Annotated in this window: 21 protein-coding genes and 1 tRNA gene; 9 read left to right on the top strand and 13 right to left on the bottom strand. The window is 73.1% G+C overall.

The window, feature by feature from the left end:
- Positions 1-11: 11 nt before the first annotated feature.
- The 3 genes from ABD249_RS09485 to ABD249_RS09475 all read right to left on the bottom strand — a co-directional run bounded on the left by ABD249_RS09485 (position 12) and on the right by ABD249_RS09475 (position 2,572).
- Positions 12-800 carry an NlpC/P60 family protein gene (locus tag ABD249_RS09485; protein ID WP_344342914.1) on the bottom strand — a complete coding sequence of 263 codons (789 nt, stop codon included), beginning with the start codon at positions 798-800 and terminating at the stop codon, positions 12-14.
- A 119-nt stretch (positions 801-919) separates the two neighbouring features.
- On the bottom strand, positions 920-1,720 hold the full coding sequence (locus ABD249_RS09480; protein WP_344342913.1) for a C40 family peptidase: 801 nt from the start codon (positions 1,718-1,720) through the stop codon (positions 920-922).
- Between the two features lie 174 nt (positions 1,721-1,894).
- Positions 1,895-2,572: an iron-dependent transcriptional repressor DtxR gene (locus ABD249_RS09475; RefSeq protein ID WP_344342911.1), complete on the bottom strand. Its 678-nt coding sequence runs from the start codon at positions 2,570-2,572 to the stop codon at positions 1,895-1,897.
- 90 nt (positions 2,573-2,662) lie between these two features.
- Between ABD249_RS09475 and serC the strand changes: the two genes are divergently transcribed.
- A complete protein-coding gene (gene serC, locus ABD249_RS09470) occupies positions 2,663-3,760 on the top strand; it encodes a phosphoserine transaminase (RefSeq protein WP_344342910.1) in 1,098 nt (365 codons plus the stop codon).
- 52 nt (positions 3,761-3,812) lie between these two features.
- Here the strand turns inward: serC and ABD249_RS09465 are convergent, their stop codons facing one another.
- Both ABD249_RS09465 and ABD249_RS09460 read right to left on the bottom strand, forming a co-directional pair.
- Complete coding sequence (locus ABD249_RS09465) at positions 3,813-4,313, bottom strand: DUF3027 domain-containing protein (protein WP_344342908.1); 501 nt, start codon at positions 4,311-4,313, stop codon at positions 3,813-3,815.
- A 25-nt stretch (positions 4,314-4,338) separates the two neighbouring features.
- The gene (locus ABD249_RS09460) at positions 4,339-4,722 is read right to left on the bottom strand and encodes a cold-shock protein (protein ID WP_344342907.1); all 384 of its coding nucleotides are present in this window, start codon (positions 4,720-4,722) and stop codon (positions 4,339-4,341) included.
- Positions 4,723-4,786: 64 nt separating this feature from the next.
- On the opposite strand from ABD249_RS09460, the gene ABD249_RS09455 reads away from it, so the two are divergent.
- The 6 genes from ABD249_RS09455 (at position 4,787) to ABD249_RS09430 (ending at position 11,086) form a co-directional block, all read left to right on the top strand.
- Complete coding sequence (locus tag ABD249_RS09455) at positions 4,787-5,062, top strand: hypothetical protein (RefSeq protein ID WP_344342906.1); 276 nt, start codon at positions 4,787-4,789, stop codon at positions 5,060-5,062.
- Between the two features lies 1 nt (position 5,063).
- Positions 5,064-6,692 carry a helicase-associated domain-containing protein gene (locus tag ABD249_RS09450; protein ID WP_344342904.1) on the top strand — a complete coding sequence of 543 codons (1,629 nt, stop codon included), beginning with the start codon at positions 5,064-5,066 and terminating at the stop codon, positions 6,690-6,692.
- Positions 6,693-6,723: 31 nt separating this feature from the next.
- A complete protein-coding gene (locus ABD249_RS09445; protein ID WP_344342903.1) occupies positions 6,724-8,352 on the top strand; it encodes a DNA repair helicase XPB in 1,629 nt (542 codons plus the stop codon).
- Positions 8,353-8,423: 71 nt separating this feature from the next.
- A complete protein-coding gene (locus ABD249_RS09440) occupies positions 8,424-9,122 on the top strand; it encodes a response regulator transcription factor (RefSeq protein ID WP_344342901.1) in 699 nt (232 codons plus the stop codon).
- Between the two features lie 4 nt (positions 9,123-9,126).
- On the top strand, positions 9,127-10,752 hold the full coding sequence (locus ABD249_RS09435) for a sensor histidine kinase (protein ID WP_344342900.1): 1,626 nt from the start codon (positions 9,127-9,129) through the stop codon (positions 10,750-10,752).
- 43 nt (positions 10,753-10,795) lie between these two features.
- A complete protein-coding gene (locus ABD249_RS09430; protein ID WP_344342899.1) occupies positions 10,796-11,086 on the top strand; it encodes a WXG100 family type VII secretion target in 291 nt (96 codons plus the stop codon).
- A 65-nt stretch (positions 11,087-11,151) separates the two neighbouring features.
- Here the strand turns inward: ABD249_RS09430 and groL are convergent, their stop codons facing one another.
- The 5 genes from groL to ABD249_RS09405 form a co-directional block, all read right to left on the bottom strand.
- Positions 11,152-12,771, bottom strand: coding sequence for a chaperonin GroEL (groL, locus tag ABD249_RS09425; protein WP_344342897.1), 1,620 nt, complete (start codon positions 12,769-12,771; stop codon positions 11,152-11,154).
- 144 nt (positions 12,772-12,915) lie between these two features.
- Positions 12,916-13,962, bottom strand: a complete 1,047-nt coding sequence (locus ABD249_RS09420; RefSeq protein WP_344342896.1) for a DUF3048 domain-containing protein — start codon at positions 13,960-13,962, stop codon at positions 12,916-12,918.
- Positions 13,963-13,992: 30 nt separating this feature from the next.
- Positions 13,993-14,205, bottom strand: coding sequence for a cold-shock protein (locus ABD249_RS09415; protein WP_344342894.1), 213 nt, complete (start codon positions 14,203-14,205; stop codon positions 13,993-13,995).
- 88 nt (positions 14,206-14,293) lie between these two features.
- A complete protein-coding gene (locus tag ABD249_RS09410) occupies positions 14,294-14,806 on the bottom strand; it encodes a LytR C-terminal domain-containing protein (RefSeq protein ID WP_344342892.1) in 513 nt (170 codons plus the stop codon).
- Positions 14,803-15,045: a DUF3263 domain-containing protein gene (locus ABD249_RS09405; RefSeq protein WP_344342891.1), complete on the bottom strand. Its 243-nt coding sequence runs from the start codon at positions 15,043-15,045 to the stop codon at positions 14,803-14,805. Before ABD249_RS09405 ends, ABD249_RS09410 begins: the two co-directional genes overlap by 4 nt.
- Positions 15,046-15,150: 105 nt before the next feature.
- On the opposite strand from ABD249_RS09405, the gene msrB reads away from it, so the two are divergent.
- Positions 15,151-15,549 (top strand): peptide-methionine (R)-S-oxide reductase MsrB, encoded by a 399-nt coding sequence (gene msrB, locus ABD249_RS09400; protein ID WP_344342889.1) that lies wholly within the window; start codon positions 15,151-15,153, stop codon positions 15,547-15,549.
- A gap of 1 nt (position 15,550) precedes the next feature.
- Here the strand turns inward: msrB and ABD249_RS09395 are convergent, their stop codons facing one another.
- Positions 15,551-16,480, bottom strand: a complete 930-nt coding sequence (locus ABD249_RS09395) for a DMT family transporter (protein ID WP_344342888.1) — start codon at positions 16,478-16,480, stop codon at positions 15,551-15,553.
- A gap of 34 nt (positions 16,481-16,514) precedes the next feature.
- Here ABD249_RS09395 and ABD249_RS09390 point away from each other — a divergent pair.
- Positions 16,515-16,587, top strand: a tRNA-Thr gene (locus tag ABD249_RS09390).
- Position 16,588: 1 nt separating this feature from the next.
- Here the strand turns inward: ABD249_RS09390 and ABD249_RS09385 are convergent.
- Positions 16,589-17,554: a DsbA family protein gene (locus ABD249_RS09385; RefSeq protein ID WP_344342886.1), complete on the bottom strand. Its 966-nt coding sequence runs from the start codon at positions 17,552-17,554 to the stop codon at positions 16,589-16,591.
- Entirely contained in the window at positions 17,554-18,468 is a 915-nt protein-coding gene (locus ABD249_RS09380; protein WP_344342885.1) for a DsbA family protein, read from the bottom strand. The genes ABD249_RS09385 and ABD249_RS09380 overlap by 1 nt, the downstream gene beginning before the upstream one ends.
- Positions 18,469-18,498 lie beyond the last annotated feature (30 nt).

Raw genomic sequence — 18,498 nt, 5'->3', positions numbered from 1 at the left:
GCTGCGGAGGGTCAGCCGATGTCGATGAACACCGGGGCCGAGGCACCCGGGATCGAGGCGCCGGCGACGACCGTCTGGTTGCCGTTCCAGCCACCGTGCACGGCCTGGCCGCCACCGATGTAGACGGCGACGTGCGCGGAGCCGAAGCCACCGTTCGAGTAGTAGATGATGTCGCCGGGCGTCGCGGCCGAGGCCGGGATCGTCGGGCCGAGGTTGAAGAGGTTGCCCATGCCCGTGTAGGGGATGCCGACCGCTGCGAGCGAGTCTGCGACGAGCTGCGTGCAGCTCTGGATCTCGCCGACCTGGGCGAGCGCTGCGCTGGCGACGCTGCCGCCGCCGACGCCGACCGATGCCGCCGAGCTCGAGGCTGCTGCGGCTGCCGACGACCCGGAGGTCGTGGTGCCGGACTGCTGCGCGGCGGCCTGCTGGGCGGCCTCCTCCTCGGCTGCCGCCTCCTCGGCGGCGGCCTGCTCGGCGTCGAGCTGCGCCTGCAGGTCGGCCTGGAGCTGCTGGAGCTCGCTGGGCGTCGTCGCGTAGAGGTCCTGGCGCTGCGCCTCCTGCTCGGGCGAGCCGGCCGTCGAGGTCGCGGTGATCGACTGCGTGTCGGCCGCCGTGGCCGCGAAGCCGGGCTCGGGCGTCTCGCCCTGACCCGCGAAGGCGGGCAGCGCGAGCGGCATCACGAGGGCGATGGCGACGCCTGCGACGCCGATGCGGCGGAGGTGGGTGGCGCGGGAGGTGGTCGCCTTGGGCGACTCGTCGGTCATGCCGACGGTCTCGGCGAGCTCGGTGCTTCGGGTCACGAAATCAATCTCCTGTGGTCCTTCGGCATGCGCCGGTACGACAGCATGACCTACCGATGTTACCAATTCGTTACGAAGATGCGCCAGTCGGGCGCGAACATCGGTTCGGATGGGGTGCGTCAGAAGCGCCGGATCTGCGGCGCTCCCATGGCGGCGACCATGCCCGAGTAGCTCGAGTACTTGACGGGCTTGCCCGCCGTGGCCGCGTGGATGATGGTGTCGTCGCCGACGTAGATGGCCGTGTGGCCGTTCCAGATGATGAGGTCGCCCGGCGCCACCTGGGACGCGGGGACGGACGTGCCGTAGCCGAGCTGGCCACGGTCGGAGTGCGGGAGGTAGACGCCCATCTGGCCGTACACCCACTGGGTGAAGCCCGAGCAGTCGAAGCCTGTGGAGGGGCTCGCGCCACCCCACACGTAGGGGACGCCGAGCTGCGACTGCGCGATGCCGACGATCGACCCGCCGCCCGCCGAGGCGACGACGGGGCCCTGGGCCGCCGCGGGCGCTGCCGCGGAGGTGGTCGTGGTGGCGGCGGTCGCGGCGGCGGTGGCGGCCTCCGCTGCGGCAGCCTCCTGCTCGACGCGAGCCTGCTCGGCGGCGGCGGCCTCGGCCTGGGCCTGCGCGAGCTGCTCGGGCGTCGTGGCCGCGAGGCCGTTCGCCGCGATGTCCTCGATGAGGGCCGACTGCTGGACGTCGACCGTCTGCTGCGACTGCGCGAGGATCTCCGCGATCGAGCCGTCGAGCGTCGCCGGCTGGGCCGACGCCGTCTGGAGCGCTGCGGCCGGGAGCGCGACGGTGCCGAAGAGCGCTGCCGCGACGGCGGCGACGCCGATGCGCTTCGCCATCGTCCGACGAGCCCCGGGGGCCGTGCGCTGCGTCGGCTGCGCGACGATCTCGGTGCTGGTCGTGTGCTGCTGCATGCGGTGCGGGTTCCTGCTCGTCGGGCACCCGAGGGTGCGTCGTGCTCCGCCGACCCTACGGCACCGTTGCACGATTGTCATCTTCCGCACGCCGCGCCCTCAGGTTCGGGGTGAAGGCTGGATGGCATCGGTGCGTCCGCTGGCAGCGAACGGCCGCGACCGCCGGCCGACGGCTCAGGCGTCGGCGGCGACGTACACGTGCTGCGCGAGATCCGTCGGCAGCACGACCTCGAGGCCGCCGACCACCGTGAGCGTCCGGACGCGGTCGCCCGCGGCGATCGTCACGCGGGCGCCGGGCAGCAGGCCCGCGTCGCGCAGGCGCTCGAGCACGGCGATCTCGAACTGGATGGGCTCGCCCAGTCGCCGCACGACATGCTCGCCCACGACCTCCGTCGCGCGGCGCACGCCGTCGAGGAAGCCGTCGGCCGGCACCATGCCGAGCTCGCCGAGCCCCGGGATGGGCGTGCCGTACGGCGACTCGGTGGGCCGGTCGAGGATGTCGAGCAGCCTCCGCTCGACCTGCTCGCTCATGACGTGCTCCCACCGGCAGGCCTCGTCGTGCACGAGCGTCCAGTCGAGGCCGATGACGTCGGCGAGGAGGCGCTCGGCGAGACGGTGCTTGCGCAGCACGCGCGTCGCGAGCACGCGCCCCTCCTCCGTGAGCCGCAGGTGCCTGTCCTCGGCGACGACGACGAGCCCGTCGCGCTCCATGCGGGCGACGGTCTGCGACACGGTGGGCCCGGAGTGTCCGATGCGCTCGGAGATGCGCGCGCGCATGGGGACGAAGCCCTCCTCCTCGAGATCGAGGATCGTGCGCAGGTACATCTCGGTCGTGTCGACGAGATCGGTCACGCGCGCACCCCCTCTCCCTCGCGGATGGTCCCCATGCTACTGAGCACGGATGGACGCGGGCGACGTGGCCGACGCTCGTAGACTGACGCGGTGAGCGACCTCCGGATCCCCGCCGACCTCCTGCCCGCCGACGGCCGCTTCGGCTGCGGCCCCGCCAAGATCCGCCCCGCGCAGGTCGAGGCCCTCGCCGCCTCGCGACTGCTCGGCACGAGCCATCGCCAGGCCCCCGTGCGCGGCCTCGTCGGCTCGGTGCGATCGCGCCTGGCCGACCTCCTCGGCGCGCCCGACGGCTACGAGGTCATCCTCGGCAACGGCGGCTCGACCTCCTTCTGGGACGCCGCGGCGTTCGGCCTGATCGAGCGGCGCTCGCACCACCTCGCGTTCGGCGAGTTCGGCGCGAAGTTCGCGAAGGCCGCCGGCGCCCCGTGGCTCGAGGCGCCGAGCGTCGCGAGCGCTCCCGCGGGCTCGCGCCCGCTCCTGGACGACGTCGACGGCGTCGACGTCGTCGCCTACCCGCACAACGAGACGTCGACGGGCGTCATGCACCCCGTGGTGCGCGCCGCGCAGGGCCTCACAGTCGTCGACGCGACGAGCGCGGCGGGCGGGCTGGCCTTCGACGCGAGCGCCTCCGACGTCTACTACCTCGCGCCGCAGAAGAACCTCGGCTCCGACGGCGGCCTGTGGCTCGCGCTCGTCTCCCCCGCCGCCATCGAGCGCATCGAGTCGATCGCGGCGTCCGACCGCTACGTGCCCGAGTCGCTGAGCCTGAAGGCCGCCCTCGACAACTCGCGACTCGAGCAGACGCTCAACACCCCGTCGATCGCGACGCTCGTGCTGCTCGACGAGCAGCTCGGCTGGATGCTCGAGCAGGGCGGCCTCGACGCCATGGCCGCGCGCACGCGGCGATCGTCCGACACGCTCTACGCATGGGCCGAGGCGCGCGACGACGCGCAGCCGTTCGTGAGCGACCCCGAGCACCGCTCGCAGGTGGTCGTGACGATCGACTTCGACGCATCGGTCGACGCGACGGCCGTCACGAAGGCCCTCCGCGCCAACGGCGTGGTCGACACCGAGCCGTACCGCAAGCTCGGCCGCAACCAGATCCGCGTCGCGACCTTCGCGAGCATCGAGCCGTCGGACGTCGAGGCGCTCGTCGCGAGCCTCGACTGGGTGCTCGAGCGCCTCTAGCCCTCGCGGCGCCGAGCGGCGCCCGCATGCACGACCTCGGCGGTCGGACGCGTCAGCGCCTGGCCGCCTCGTCGTCCGCCACGACCGGCTGCCCGTCGACGTCGAGGCCGTCGTCCTCGCCCGCGGCGAGGTCGACCTCGTCGAAGTCGTCGAAGCCGTCGTCCGACTCGTCGGCGTCGTCGTCGTCGTCCGACTCGTCGTCGTCGGAGTCGTCCTCGTCGTCCGAGTCCTCGTCGTCGGCGCCCGCAGCCTCCTTGGCGGCGAGGTAGTCGGCGAGCCGATCGGCCCACGGCACCCACTCGGGCGCCACGAGGGAGTCCGCGCCCGGCAGCAGCGCCACCTCGAGCACCGTGTGGACGCCCGCGTCGTCGGTCGCGAGGGTCACGGTCCACAGCCAGTCGGGATACCCCGGGAGCGTGGAGCGGTGGCGCAGCGCGAGCACGCCCTGCTCGTCGATGGCGTCGACGATCTCCCCGACGGCGCCCGCGGGGGCGATCTCGTCGAGCGCGGCCTCCGCGAGGCGCAGGGCCTCGGCACTCGGCACGGTCGTCATCGCATCCCCTCGGTCGTCATGGTGCTCAGCCCTCCAGGTCGTCGGCCACGCGGCGCAGCACCGTCGCGACCTTGCGGGCCTGCTCGGGGTTCGGCTGGCGGCCGTGGCGCAGGGCCTCGCCCACGCCGTCGAGCAGCTTCACGAGGTCCTCGACGATGACCGCCATGTCCTCGGCCGAGCGTCGGGCCTGCCGCACGGCGGACACCGCAGGCGCCTCCAGCACGCGCAGCGACAGCGCCTGCGCTCCCCGCCGCCCCTCGGCGACGCCGTACTCGACGCGCGCGCCGTTCTTCAGCGTCATGCCCTCGGGCACAGCCGAGGCGTGCACGAAGACCTCGACGCCGTCGTCTCCGGCGATGAAGCCGAAGCCCTTGTCCTCGTCGAAGAACTTGACCTTGCCAGTGGGCACGATGCTCCTTGGTCCGCGTGGGTGATGCAACGTCCAGGCTATCGCCCGCTGCTAGGATCGACGGATGCCCAGCACGCGTGCAGGCGAAGGCCACCCGGATCCGATCGGCGTCGTCGAGCGCGTGCTCGCGACGGCCGCAGCCGTCCTCGTCGGGCTCGCGCTCCTCGGATTCGTCGTCACCCTCGCGCAGATCGGCCTGCGCGAGACCTGGCCCTGGCTCGACGAGGGCCCATGGCCCTACGCGTTCGCCGTGCCCTCGCTCGCGCTGCCGCTCGGCCTCGTGTGCGTCATCGCGCTGCTCGTGATCTCCGCGGTGCGCAAGGGACGCGGACGAGGCTGACGTGCCGAGCACGGTCGACCTCGCGAGCGCGCTGCAGGCTCTGAGCGACGACGCCCTCGACCGCCTGGTCCGGCGCCGCCAGGTGCCGCAGCACGCCGCCTCCTACTTCGACGTCGCCGAGCACCTGCTGCGCGCCGAGTCGATCGCGACGGCCCTCGAGACGCTCGACGTCGACGAGCTCGCCCTCGTCGCGTCCGGCGCGACGACGCAGCGGCTCGACGACCTCGGGCTCGGCGTCGCCGGCACCGCGTTCGACGAGGCCCGCAGGCAGGCCGCGGCTGCGCCGACGCCCGCCGACGAGCCCGCCCCGGCCGACGACGACCCGGACGCCGAGTCCCGCGCGGCCGAGCGCGCCTTCGCGACCGTGCTGCTCGTGGGCGAGATCGTGCGTGCCGCCGCCGTCCAGCCCGTGGGCCTCCTCGCCCGCGGCGCCGTCGCGATGACGGATGCGCGCCGCCTCGCCGAGGCCTTCGCGACCGACGTCGAGTCGGTGCTCCACGCCGTGGCCATCGCGCGCGGCGCGGGCCTCCTCGTCCTCCGCGACGCGACGCTCGTCGCGTCGACGACCGCCGATGCGTGGCTCGCCGCGCCGCTGGCCGAGCGCTGGTCGGCCGCGCGCGACGCCTGGCTCGACGGCCTCGACCGCGCGGAGCGCGCCGCGGCGACGGCGTCGGGCGTGCCGCACGCGCGCCACCCCCTCGCCGGCACGTCCGTGCGCGAGCGCCTCGAGGTCGTGGCGACGCGCGCGACGCTGCTCGGCATCCGCGACGGCGGCGCGACGACGCTCGCCGCACCCGACGGGGCGTCGGTGCTCGCGCGCCACGTGCCCGCGGAGGTCGACCGCGCGTACGTGCAGCCCGACCTCTCGATCGTCGTGCCCGGCCCCCTCGTCCCAGCGCTCGAGCAGCGGCTGCGCGGCGTCGCCGACCTCGAGCAGCGCGGCACCGCCTCGACGTACCGCATGACCCACGCCTCCCTCTCCCGCGGGCTCGCCGCCGGCGAGGACGAGGCGAGCATCCTCGCCCTGCTCGAGTCCCTCTCGCTCACGGGCGTGCCGCAGCCCGTCGCCTACCTCGTGCGCGACGCAGCATCGCGCTTCGGCTCGGTGCGCGTGCTCGAGCTCGCCGAGGGCCCGGAGCGCACGGCCGTCCGAGGCGACGCCGCCGTCGTCGCCGAGCTCGCGGTCGACCACGGCCTCGCCGCGCTGCGGATGCGGCAGGAGGGCCCCGGGCGGCTCATCTCCCGCGCCGAGCCCGCCGCGGTGCTCGGCGCGCTCCGCGCCCGCCGCTACCCTGCGGCCCTCGAGGACGCCGATGGGAGGCTCCTCGCGCCCGTCCGCCATGTCGCCGAGCCGCTCGCCCCCGCTCCGACGCCCCTCGTGCAGCGCCTGCGCGGCTCGGGCTTCGACGTCGGCGGCGAGGAGCGCGCGTGGCTCGAGCGGCGTCTGCAGGTCGCGGCGCGCGAGCGCGTGAGCGTGCAGGTGCGCATCGAGATGGGCGGCGAGGAGCGCGAGCTCGCGCTCCTGCCCCTCGGCGTCGCGAACGGCAGGCTGCGCGCCCGCGACCTCACGAGCGACGTCGAGCGCACGCTGCCCGTCACGGCGATCACCCACCTGACGGGCGTGCCGTGAGCCATGGCCGGCGACGATAGGATCGTCGGTCGTGACTGACGGCCCGCTGATCGTCCAGAGCGACCGCACCGTGCTGCTCGAGGTCGCGCACCCCGCTGCGGCGGATGCGCGGCACGAGCTCGCCGTGTTCGCCGAGCTCGAGCGCGCGCCCGAGCACATCCACACCTACCGCATCACGCGCCTCGGGCTGTGGAACGCCCGGGCCGCCGGCCACTCGGCCGACGAGATGCTCGGCACGCTCGAGCGTCACGCGCGGTTCCCCGTGCCGTCGTCGGTCGCGCTCGACATGCGCGAGACCGTCGGCCGCTACGGCCGGCTCACGATCGACCGGGACGACGAGGGGCTGCGGCTCGTCGGCGACGACCGAGCCGTGCTCGCCGAGGTGCGGCGCTCGCGCCGCATCGCTCCCCTCCTCGCCGAGGACGTGCCCGGCGGCATCCGCGTCGTCGACTGGGCCCGCGGGCAGCTCAAGCAGGAGCTCGTGCGCATCGGCTGGCCCGCCGAGGACCTCGCGGGCTTCACCCCCGGCACGCCGTTCGACATCGACCTCGTCGAGGACGGCTGGGTCATGCGCCCGTACCAGCTCGACGCCGTGCGCCACTTCGTGGACGCGGGCTCCGGCGTCGTCGTCCTGCCGTGCGGCGCGGGCAAGACGCTCGTCGGCGCCGCGGCGATGGCCGCGACCGACACGACGACGCTCATCCTCGTCACGAACACCGTCTCGGCGCGCCAGTGGCGCTCCGAGCTGCTCGCGCGCACGTCGCTCACGGAGGACGACATCGGCGAGTACTCGGGGCAGTCGAAGGAGATCCGCCCCGTCACGATCGCGACCTACCAGATCCTGACGGCCAAGCGCGGGGGCGAGCTCGCCCACCTGCGCGTGCTCGACGCGCTCGACTGGGGCCTCGTCGTGTACGACGAGGTGCACCTGCTGCCCGCGCCCGTCTTCAAGCTGACGGCCGACCTGCAGGCGCGCCGTCGCCTCGGCCTGACGGCGACGCTCGTGCGCGAGGACGGCCGGGAGTCCGACGTCTTCAGCCTGATCGGGCCGAAGCGGTTCGACGTGCCGTGGAAGGAGATCGAGCAGCAGGGCTTCATCGCTCCCGCCGCATGCTTCGAGGTGCGCATCGACCTCACGGAGGACGAGCGCCTCGAGTACGCGGCGAGCGCCGACCGGGAGCGCTACCGCATCGCGGCGTCGAGCCCGGCGAAGGTCACGATCGCCCAGCGCATCCTGCGCAGGCACGCCGGCGAGCAGACGCTCGTCATCGGCCAGTACCTCGACCAGCTCGACGTGCTCGCCGAGGCGCTCGACGCACCCCTCGTCACCGGTCAGACGACGGTCGAGGAGCGCGAGCGCCTCTTCCAGGGCTTCCGCGAGGGCACGATCGGCACGCTCGTCGTGTCGAAGGTCGCGAACTTCTCCGTCGACCTCCCCGACGCCTCGGTCGCGATCCAGGTCTCGGGCTCGTTCGGCTCGCGGCAGGAGGAGGCGCAGCGCCTCGGGCGACTGCTGCGGCCGAAGTCCGGCGGGCGCAGCGCGTCGTTCTACACGCTCGTCGCGCGCGACACGATCGACCAGGACTTCGCCCTCGGCCGACAGCGCTTCCTCGCCGAGCAGGGGTACTCGTACGAGATCCTCGACGCGGCCGACCTCTAGCCCGCCCGACATTCGAACGCTGATCGCATCGCGTCCAGGGATCGATCAGGCTACGGTCAGAGACTGTGAGCATGACTGACGCCGCCCCCAAGATCCTCGTCGTCGACGACGAGCCCCACATCCGCGACCTGCTGACGACGAGCCTGCGCTTCAGCGGCTTCGACGTGCGCTCGGTCGGTGCCGGCGCCGCGGCGATCTCCGCGGTCCTCGAGGACGAGCCCGACCTCATCCTGCTCGACGTCATGCTCCCCGACATCAACGGGTTCGGCGTCACGAAGCGCCTGCGCGCGTCGGGCTTCACCTCCCCCATCCTCTTCCTCACGGCGAAGGACGACACCGACGACAAGGTCACGGGCCTCACGGTCGGCGGCGACGACTACGTGACGAAGCCGTTCTCGCTCGACGAGATCATCGCCCGCATCAAGGCGATCCTCCGCCGCACGCGCGCCGAGGACGACGACGCGACCCTCCGCATCGGCGAGGTCGTCATGAACCAGGACACGCACGAGGTCACGGTCGGCGACGAGGAGATCGAGCTCTCCCCCACCGAGTTCAAGCTCCTGCGCTACCTCATGCTCAACCCCAACCGCGTGCTCTCGAAGACCCAGATCCTCGACCACGTCTGGGAGTACGACTTCAACGGCGACGTGGGCATCGTCGAGTCGTACATCTCGTACCTGCGACGCAAGGTCGACGGCCACACGAGCGAGCCGATGATCATCACCAAGCGCGGATTCGGGTACATGCTCAAGGCCCCGAAGACCGCGTAGTCGCGTGCGGTCGCTGCGCTCGCGCCTCGGCAGCGTCTCGCTCGCAGCCAGGATCACGGTGCTCATCGTCGTCGTGATGACGATCGGCCTGCTCATCGCGGGCGTCGGCACCATGACCGTGGTGCGGCAGTCGTTGCTCGACGGCACCGACCGCGACCTGCAGTACGCGCTCGCCACCTACGACGACCTCGAGCTCGAGGGGCTCCAGGGGCTCGAGTCCGGCGAATGCCAGCTCGACGGCATCCCCGCCACCTACTACCTCGCGGTGCTCGACGCGCGTGGCGAGATCCTCTGCCGCAACAGCCCCGGCGGCGACGGCGCCCCGGGCCTGCCCGACCTCGACGGCATCTCGCTCGCCTTCGTCGCGGGCACGACCGACTCCTTCAGCGTGCCGAGCCACAACGGCGAGAGCACGTGGCGCGTCGACGTGCTGCCGCTCGTGAGCGACGAGCGCGGCGAGCTCTCGACGCTCGTCGTCGCCGTCGGCCTCGATCGCGTCGAGAACACGTGGCGCAGCTTCGTCATCGTCTTCGCGGGCTTCGCGCTGCTCGCCGTGCTGCTCGGCGCGGCCTTCACGCGCGTGCTCGTCGACACGGCGCTGCGGCAGCTGCGCACCGTCGCGCAGGTCGCCGAGCGGTTCGCCGACGGCGACTACGAGACGCGCCTCGCCGGCGGCGACCCGCGCACGGAGGTCGGCAGCCTCCGCCAGTCGCTCAACGGCATGCTCGCGCGCGTGGAGACGGCGCTCGAGGAGCGCGACCGGTCGGTGACCCAGATGCGCCAGTTCGTCGGCGACGCGAGCCACGAGCTGCGCACGCCGCTCGTGTCGGTGCGCGGCTACGCCGAGCTGTACCGCATGGGTGCGATCCAGCGCCCGGAGGACGTGGCGAGCGCCATGGACCGCATCGAGCGCGAGGCGAAGCGCATGGGCTCGCTCGTCGAGGACCTCCTGACCCTCGCCCGACTCGACGAGCGCCGGCCGCTGCAGCTCGGGCCCCTCGACCTCGTGCCGCTCGTGAACGACGCCGTGAGCGACGCGCGCGTCTCGGCGCAGGACCGCACCTTCCAGGCCCTCGCGATCGATCCCGACGCCCAGACGGTCGTCGACGCGCCCTCGGCGCCGGACGAGGTCTTCGCTCCCCCGCCCGTCGCGCCGCCCGCCGTCGTCCTCGCCGACGAGAACTCCATGCGGCAGGTCATCGCCAACCTCGTCGGCAACGCCCTGCGCTACACCGACGAGGGGTCGCCGATCGAGCTCGGCGTCGGCGTCTCGTGGCGCAGGCGCGAGGCGGTCGTGCACGTCGTCGACCACGGCGAGGGCGTGCCGCCGGCGCTGCGTCGCAAGATCTTCCAGCGCTTCTACCGCACCGACACGTCGAGGGCCCGCGAGACGGGCGGGTCGGGCCTCGGGCTCGCGATCGTGCAGGGCATCGTCGCAGCCCACGGCGGTCGCATCGACGTCGTCGAGACCGAGGGCGGCGGCGCGACGTTCCGCATCGCCATCCCGCTCGCGGGCGACGCGGCGCTGCTCGAGCTCACCGAGCGCATCCGTCCCGACCAGCAGGCCACGACGACGAGCGGTCCACAGCGGCTGCGTCGCGACCGCGACCGCACGACGCCCGAGTCCTAGCCTCGCCCCCACCCCGGCTCGACCGGGACAGCGAGGAGGACCGATGAGCAGGTACGTCGTCGACAGCGACGCGATCGATGCGGCACGAGCCGCCGCCCACGCCACGGTGGGGCGCATCCAGACCGACGTGGCGGCGCTGCACGGGCAGCTGCTGGCGCTGCAGGAGAGCTGGAGCGGTGGCGCCTCCGCGGCCTTCCAGACCGCCTCGGGCGACTGGCGGTCGACGCAGCAGCACGTCGAGGAGGGGCTGCGCCAGATCACGCTCGCGCTGCAGACGGCCGGCAGGCAGTACGCCGACGTCGAGATGGCGAACACGCGGCTCTTCGCCGTGTGACGCCCCGAACGAGGAAGGACCCCGAGCCGTGCGGCTCGGGGTCCTTCTCGGTGCTGCCTGGGACTCTAGAAGTCCATGCCACCCGTGGGGTCGCCGGCCGGGGCCGGGTTCCGCTCGGGCTTCTCGGCGACGACGACCTCGGTCGTGAGGAAGAGGCCGGCGATCGACGCGGCGTTCTGCAGCGCGGAGCGCGTGACCTTCACCGGGTCGGCGATGCCGGCGGCGAGCATGTCGACGTACTCGCCGGTCGCGGCGTTGAGGCCGTGACCCGGCTCGAGCGAGCGCACCTTCTCGACCACGACGCCGGGCTCGAGGCCCGCGTTGAGGGCGATCTGCTTGAGCGGCGCGTCGATCGCGACGCGGACGATGTTCGCGCCCGTCGCCTCGTCGCCCGTGAGCTCGAGCTTCGCGAACGCAGCCTTGCCGGCCTGGATGAGCGCGACGCCACCACCGGCGACGATGCCCTCCTCGACGGCGGCCTTCGCGTTGCGGACGGCGTCCTCGATGCGGTGCTTGCGCTCCTTGAGCTCGACCTCGGTCGCGGCACCCGCACGGATGACGGCGACGCCACCGGCGAGCTTCGCGAGGCGCTCCTGCAGCTTCTCGCGGTCGTAGTCCGAGTCGGTCGCCTCGATCTCCGAGCGGATCTGACGGACGCGACCGGCGATGGCCTCGGCCTCGCCGGCACCCTCGACGATCGTGGTCTCGTCCTTCGTGATGACGACCTTGCGCGCACGGCCGAGCTGCGAGAGCTGGACGCCCTCGAGCTTGAGGCCGAGCTCCTCGGAGATGACCTCGCCACCGGTGAGGATGGCGATGTCGGCGAGCTGCGCCTTGCGGCGGTCGCCGAAGCCGGGAGCCTTGACGGCGACCGACTTGAAGATGCCGCGGATCTTGTTCACGACGAGCGTGGCCAGGGCCTCGCCGTCGACGTCCTCGGCGATGATGACGAGCTGCTTGCCCGCCTGGATCACCTGGTCGACGATCGGGAGCAGGTCCTTGATCGCCGAGATCTTCTGGTTGGCGATGAGGACGTAGGCGTCCTCGAACACCGTCTCCTGGCGGTCGGGGTCCGTCACGAAGTACTGCGACAGGAAGCCCTTGTCGAAGCGCATGCCCTCGGTGAGCTCGAGCTCGGTGCCGTAGGTGTTCGACTCCTCGACGGTGACGACGCCCTCCTTGCCGACCTTGTCGATCGCCTCGGCGATGAGCCGGCCGATCTCCGGGTCGGCCGCCGAGATGGACGCCGTGGCGGCGATCTCGTCGGTCGTCTCGATCTCCTTGGCCTGCGCGACGAGCTCTGCGGAGACCGCAGCGGTCGCCTTCTCGATGCCGCGCTTGAGGCTGATGGGGTCGGCGCCGGCCGCGACGTTGCGCAGGCCCTCGCGGACGAGCGCCTGGGCGAGCACCGTCGCGGTGGTCGTGCCGTCTCCGGCGACGTCGTCGGTCTTCTTCGCGACCTCCTTGACCAGCTCCGCGCCGATCTTCTCGAACGGGTCGTCGAGCTCGATCTCCTTCGCGATCGACACACCGTCGTTCGTGATGGTGGGGGCGCCCCACTTCTTCTCGAGCACGACGTTGCGGCCACGGGGACCGAGGGTGACGCGCACGGCGTCGGCGAGCGTGTTGAGACCACGCTCGAGGCCGCGTCGGGCCTCCTCGTCGAATGCGATCATCTTTGCCATTGCTGTCTCGTCCCTCCTGGACACGTCGACACGTCTGCTGGCACTCGACCGTCGCGAGTGCCAGGGTCGAGTCTGGCACTCAGGGCACGAGAGTGCAAGCGAGCGCGACGCCCGCCCGCGGGCGGCGCACGGGTCGCGCGCGGGTCAGGAGACGGTGGCGGAGCCCGTGGTCGGGACGAGCTCGACCCAGCTGTTGCCCTGGGCCAGGACGACGGGCTGGCCCGCGGCGTCGACGACCTGGATGGGGCTCGCGACGTCGGCCTTCGACCACGTCACGGGCACCCAGCTGCAGCCGCTCGCCACGAAGCCGTCGCCCCAGCGACCCTCGAGCATGGTCTGCGGGATGTCGCCGTTCGGCAGCACCTCCACGCGCAGCACCACGACGTTGGCGGCGCTCAGCTGCTGGCCGTTCGCATCGAGGTCGGCGCTGCCCTGCTGGCCGCGCTGCCACCTGCCCGTCGCGGCGTCGCAGCCCCACTGGCGCGACTGCGAGGGCGAGAAGGCCATCGACAGCTGCGCCGCCGGGCCGCCGGCGGCCTGCGACGTCGGCGCGGCCGCGTCGGTGGCGTAGGCGAACTGCGGCTGCGGCGGGGCGATCGAGGCAATGTCCTGCTGCAGCTGCGCCGCCTGCAGCAGCACGTTGTGCGGCGCGGCATGGGCGCCGCCTCGGGAGTAGTAGGCGTCGTGCGTGCCGGCACCGTGGATGACGTTCGCGACGTTCGTCGCCTGCATGGCGGCGACGAAGTGCGGCTGGCCGCCCGAGAACGCGATCATGCCGCCGAACGGCGACGCGATCGCGGGGTCCATCGGGCGGATCGAGCGCACGGGACCGATCTGCTGCGGCATCGTCGAGTGCCAGACGGCGACGTAGCGCGTGAGGCCGCCCTCGACGAGCTCCTCGTAGACGATGTCGGTCGACTCGAGCCCGTACTGCGGACGCGCATCCGGGTGGTTGTCGATCTTCGCCGAGATGCTCGGCAGCTGGATGGGCGCGTCGAGCACGACCCCCGTGAGCGGCGCCGTGACGACCTCGGGCTCGGGCTCGGCCGGGGCCGCGCTCGGCGTGGCGCTCGCGGACGGCGACGGCGAGGGCGTCGCCTCCGGCTCGCCGGCGCACGCCGTCAGCAGGACGCCCGCGACGATGAGGATCGCCGCGCTGCGGGTGGCTCGGGACGCTCGGGATGCACGCATGCGCGCCAGACTAGGCCGTGTCGAGCGGCGCTATCGCCGAGGCTCGCCGGGGACGACCTCACGGGCCTGCGGCCGGTCGCCGTCGCCCACGACGAAGTCGACGCGCTGGCCCTCGGCGAGCACGCGGAAGCCGTCCATCGCGATGTCGCGGTAGTGCACGAAGAGCTCGTCCGCGGTGTCGTCGACGACGACGAACCCGAACCCCTTCTCGCGATCGAACCACTTCACGGTGCCGCTGGGCATCGCGCCCCTCCCTCGTCTCGCCACGTCGTCGTCCCGCGAGACTAGAGGGGCTCCCTGGGGGACGCCCTCAGGACGATGGGGACGCGCCTCAGGGGGAGGCGGAGGGTGCGGGGTCGACGCCCGTGCCGACGATCACCGTGATCGTCGAGCCCGACAGCGGCTGGTCGGTCGCCTCGGCGCCGCCGACGCCGATGGTCTGCGCGACGCCGAGCGCGTACGGCTCGAGCTCGCCTTGGAAGTACACGGTCGTCGTCGCGCGCTGCTCGCTCGCGTCGGCGATCGCCGCGACGGGCCATCCGGCCGCCTGCAGCGCCGCCGCGACCTCGCCGGCCGCCCCGACGCCGGATGCGTCGAGCACCGTGATCGTCGTGCCCTCCGGCAGCGCCGTGGGATCGGTGATCGGCTCGGGGCCGGTCGGCATGCTCGTGTCGACGTCGCTCACGCGCAGCAGCTGCAGGGCGCCGAGCCCGCCGACGACGAGCACGACGCACGCGGCCGCCGCCACGACGACCGTCATCCACCAGCGCCACCAGCCGCGCTCGGGCTCGCGGTGCACGCCGACGCGGCCGAGCCTGGGCGGCTGGTCGAAGCGGTCGGTCACGATGCCTCCCCGCGATCGCGGATGCGCTGGAGCCTGCGGACGAGCAGGGCGTCGTATCGCAGGGCGGCCTCCGTGTCGATGAGCGCGTTGAGCTGCTGGTAGTAGCGGGTCGTGGACCATCCGAATCGCTCGCGGATGGCTCCGGCCTTCGCACCCGCATGCGTGCGCGACGACTGCTCGAAGTCGAGGATCGAGCGCTGCACCGCGGTGAGGGCGTCCGCGTCCTCGGGCTCGGACATGACCCCCGATCATAGCGATCGTCGCTCGCCGCTCGCGCTCGGGCCTTCGCGCACGGCGTACGCGACGACACGTCGCGCAGCCCTGCCGGCGCGTACGATCGAGGCATGAGCGACTTCCAGGCCCCGTCCGACGAGCAGTGGCGCGAGCGCCTGTCTCCGGAGGCGTACCAGGTCCTCCGACAGGCGGGCACCGAGCGTCCGTGGACGGGCGCGCTGCTCGACGAGGAGCGCCACGGCGTCTACTCGTGCGGCGCGTGCGGCCAGGAGCTCTTCAGCGACGAGGTCAAGTTCGACTCCGGATGCGGCTGGCCGAGCTTCTACCAGGCCGACCCGGGCGCCGTGCGCCTCATCGAGGACCGCTCGCTCGGCATGGTGCGCACCGAGGTGCGCTGCTCGAAGTGCGACAGCCACCTGGGCCACCTCTTCGACGACGCGCCCCAGACGCCGACGGGCGACCGCTTCTGCATGAACTCCGTCGCGCTGGACTTCACGCCCAAGGCCTGAGTCAGGCGGCGGCCCTCGGCCGCCTCCGCACGGTCGAGACCGCGACGCCCGCGATCGCGAGCCCCGCCCCGACGTACGAGAGCACCGACACGGGGTGGCCCGCCGTCGGCGCGACGAGGTCGAGCACGAGCGCCATGACGACCTGGCCCGCGATCGACGCGAGCCCGAGGGCGAGCACGCCGATGCGGTGCACGGCGACGGCGGCGATCGCGATGAAGGCGCAGCCGAGCGGACCGCCGAGGTAGAGCCACCACTCGGCGGGCAGCGGCTCGAGCTCGAGGCCGCCGGCGATGCGCACGAGCACCGCGATGCCGAGCGCGAGCGCGCCGACGAGGAAGTTCGACGTCGTCTGCGTGAGCGCCGACCGCGTGTGGTGCTGCACCTGGCCGGCGAACGCCTGCTGCAGCGCGATGAGCATGCCCGCCGCGAACGGCAGCAGCACGAGCAGGGTCGACGATGCGTCGAAGCCGCCGGCGGCGGCGCCGATCGCGACGGCCGCGATCGTCACGAGGGCGCCGAGCACGCGCTGCGCCGTGATGCGCTTCGCCCCGAGCACGCCGACGCCCATGCGGTCGACGAGGATGCCCGAGAGCGTCTGGCCGGCGACGATGCCGACCGTGAAGAGCGCGACGCCGAGCGTCGGCACCGCGAGGCCCTGCGCCGCCACGACGACCGCGCCGAACAGCCCCGTGAGGGCGTACCACCAGCGGAGGCTGCCGTCGCGCAGCGCCGCGACCATCCGGCGCGCACCCGCACGACCCGCGGGGAGCGCGAGCGTGAGCGTGCCGACGAGCGCGAGCCCGACGGAGAACGAGACGAGCGCCGCCGTGACGCCGTCGCCCACGCGCACCGCGAGCTCGCCGTTGATGCGGCTCTGCGCCGCCATCGCCATGCCGCCGAGGAAGGCGGCGACCACCCAGAGGAGACGCACCGACCCAGCCTAGGCGTGGGAGGATGCTGGCTGCGCCTCCTTAGCTCACCAGGTAGAGCATCTCACTTGTAATGAGAAGGCAGCCGGTTCGAGTCCGGCAGGAGGCTCTCAGCCCTCGGCCACGAAGGCGGCGAACGCCGCGGCGTCGCCGACGTCGCCCGCGAAGAGCCGATCGCCGACGTAGATGCTCGGGACGCCGCGCAGCGGCTCGCCGTCCGGCAGCGGATCCTGCAGCGCGCGCTCGGTCGCCTGCCGCGTCCACCACGCGAAGTCACCCTCGGCGACGCAGTCCCCCGCGCCGGCCGACGCCTCGTCGGCGAGCGCGACGACCGCCTCGGCGTCGAGGTCGACGCCCTGCTCGAGCAGCGCCTGGAGCAGCGCCAGGGCCGCGTCGGGATCCGCATCCGCCACGCACGCGACGGCACCGACGCCGAGCGATGCCGCGTAGCCGGACTCGAGGGTGTCGTCGAGCGCGACGGGCCGGTAGACGATCGTCGCGGTGCCGTCCGCCGCCCACGCCGCGAGCTGCTCGCGGTTCGCGGCCTCGAAGCGGCCGCAGTACTCGCACGTGGGGTCGACGACGATCGTGATCGTCGTGCCCTCGGCGGGCACGGGGCCGGGCTCGCCGTCGGCGGCCACCGGGTCCTGCGCCACGACGCCCGTCGCGTCGACGACGAGCGCGTCGGCGAGGTTCGCCGGACCGTCGGCGGGCTCGAGCGCGACGACCTCGCCGCCGAGCGCCGGCTGCAGCTCGACGAGGTCGGGATCCTGCACGAGCCACCTGCCGGAGGCGAGCACCGGCTCGCCGCGCAGCAGCGCCCCCGTGCGCAGCCGCGCCGCCTGCTCGTCGTCCGTCGCCATCGTGAGCACCGTGTCGGTGCCGCACGTCGCGACGGCGGGATCGTCGTCGGTGGCGCGGTACTGCTCGACGAGGTCGTCGCACGCGCCGCCGGCGTCGAGGTACGCGGCCGAGAGCTCGCCGAGCGTCTGCGGCTCAGCCCGCTCGGCCTGCTGCGCGCAGCCCGTCAGGGCGAGCAGCGCCGCGCACCCGGCCACCCAGGTGCGCGCGCGCATCAGCCCTCGCTCGGCGCGGGCGTCGCCTCGCTCGGTGCCGGCGTCTCGGCGGGCTCGCCGGACACCTGGCCGAGCGCAGCCTGCACGAAGGCCGTGAAGGAGGCGCCGTCGCCGGGCTGCCCGCGGTACTGCTCGCCGTCGACGAGGACCGTGGGCGTGCCGGTGATCTCGACGCCGTCCTCGCCCGACGGTCCGGGCTCGAGCTGCGCGTCCTGCGTCGCCCGCTCGACCCATCCCTCGAACTGCACGGACTCGACGCACTCGGTGAACGCCGCGTCGGTCTCGACGCCCGCCTGCTCGGCGAGGTCGACGAGCTCGGCGTCGGTGAGACCCTCGGTGTTCTCGGCCGGCTGGTTCTCGTACATCAGCGTGTTCCACGCGTAGAAGCTGTCGGGCGCCGCCTCCGCGACGCACGCCGCGGCGTTGGCCGAGCGCGTCGAGTACTCCTCGCCGAGCGAGAGGCGGTCGAGGAACGAGACCGGGTGGTACTCGACCGTCGCGACGCCGTCCTCGAGCAGCTGGCCGATGTACTCGCCGTTCGTCGTCTCGAACAGGCCGCAGTACGGGCAGAGGTAGTCCTGGTAGATCACGATCTGCACGACGTCGTCGCGCTCGTCGGTCGCGACCGGTGCGTCGTCGGCGGCGACCGCGGACGACGTCTCGGCGACGAGGCCCTGACCGACGACGATGCCGTCAGAGGCCATGTTCTCCGGGCCGGGCCCGGGCGGGCGGATCGCGTTGACGATCACGAGCGTCACGATGACGACGATCGCCGCGGCACCCAGCAGGATGCCGCCGATCGTCAGGCCCTTCGTGAGCCGTTCGCGGCGCTGTCGCTGCTGCTGCTGGAGGCGCGCGGTCTCGCGCGCCTGCGTGCGGCGCTCGTTCTTGGTGAGTCGTCGATCGTTCGTCATCGGTCCTCGTCGGTGTCGTGAGCCGTGGGA

The organism is Agrococcus versicolor, assembly GCF_039531815.1.
GTDB lineage: Bacteria > Actinomycetota > Actinomycetes > Actinomycetales > Microbacteriaceae > Agrococcus > Agrococcus versicolor.
Note: the sequence above shows the minus strand (reverse complement) of the source record. Positions and strands in the feature narration are given on the sequence as shown.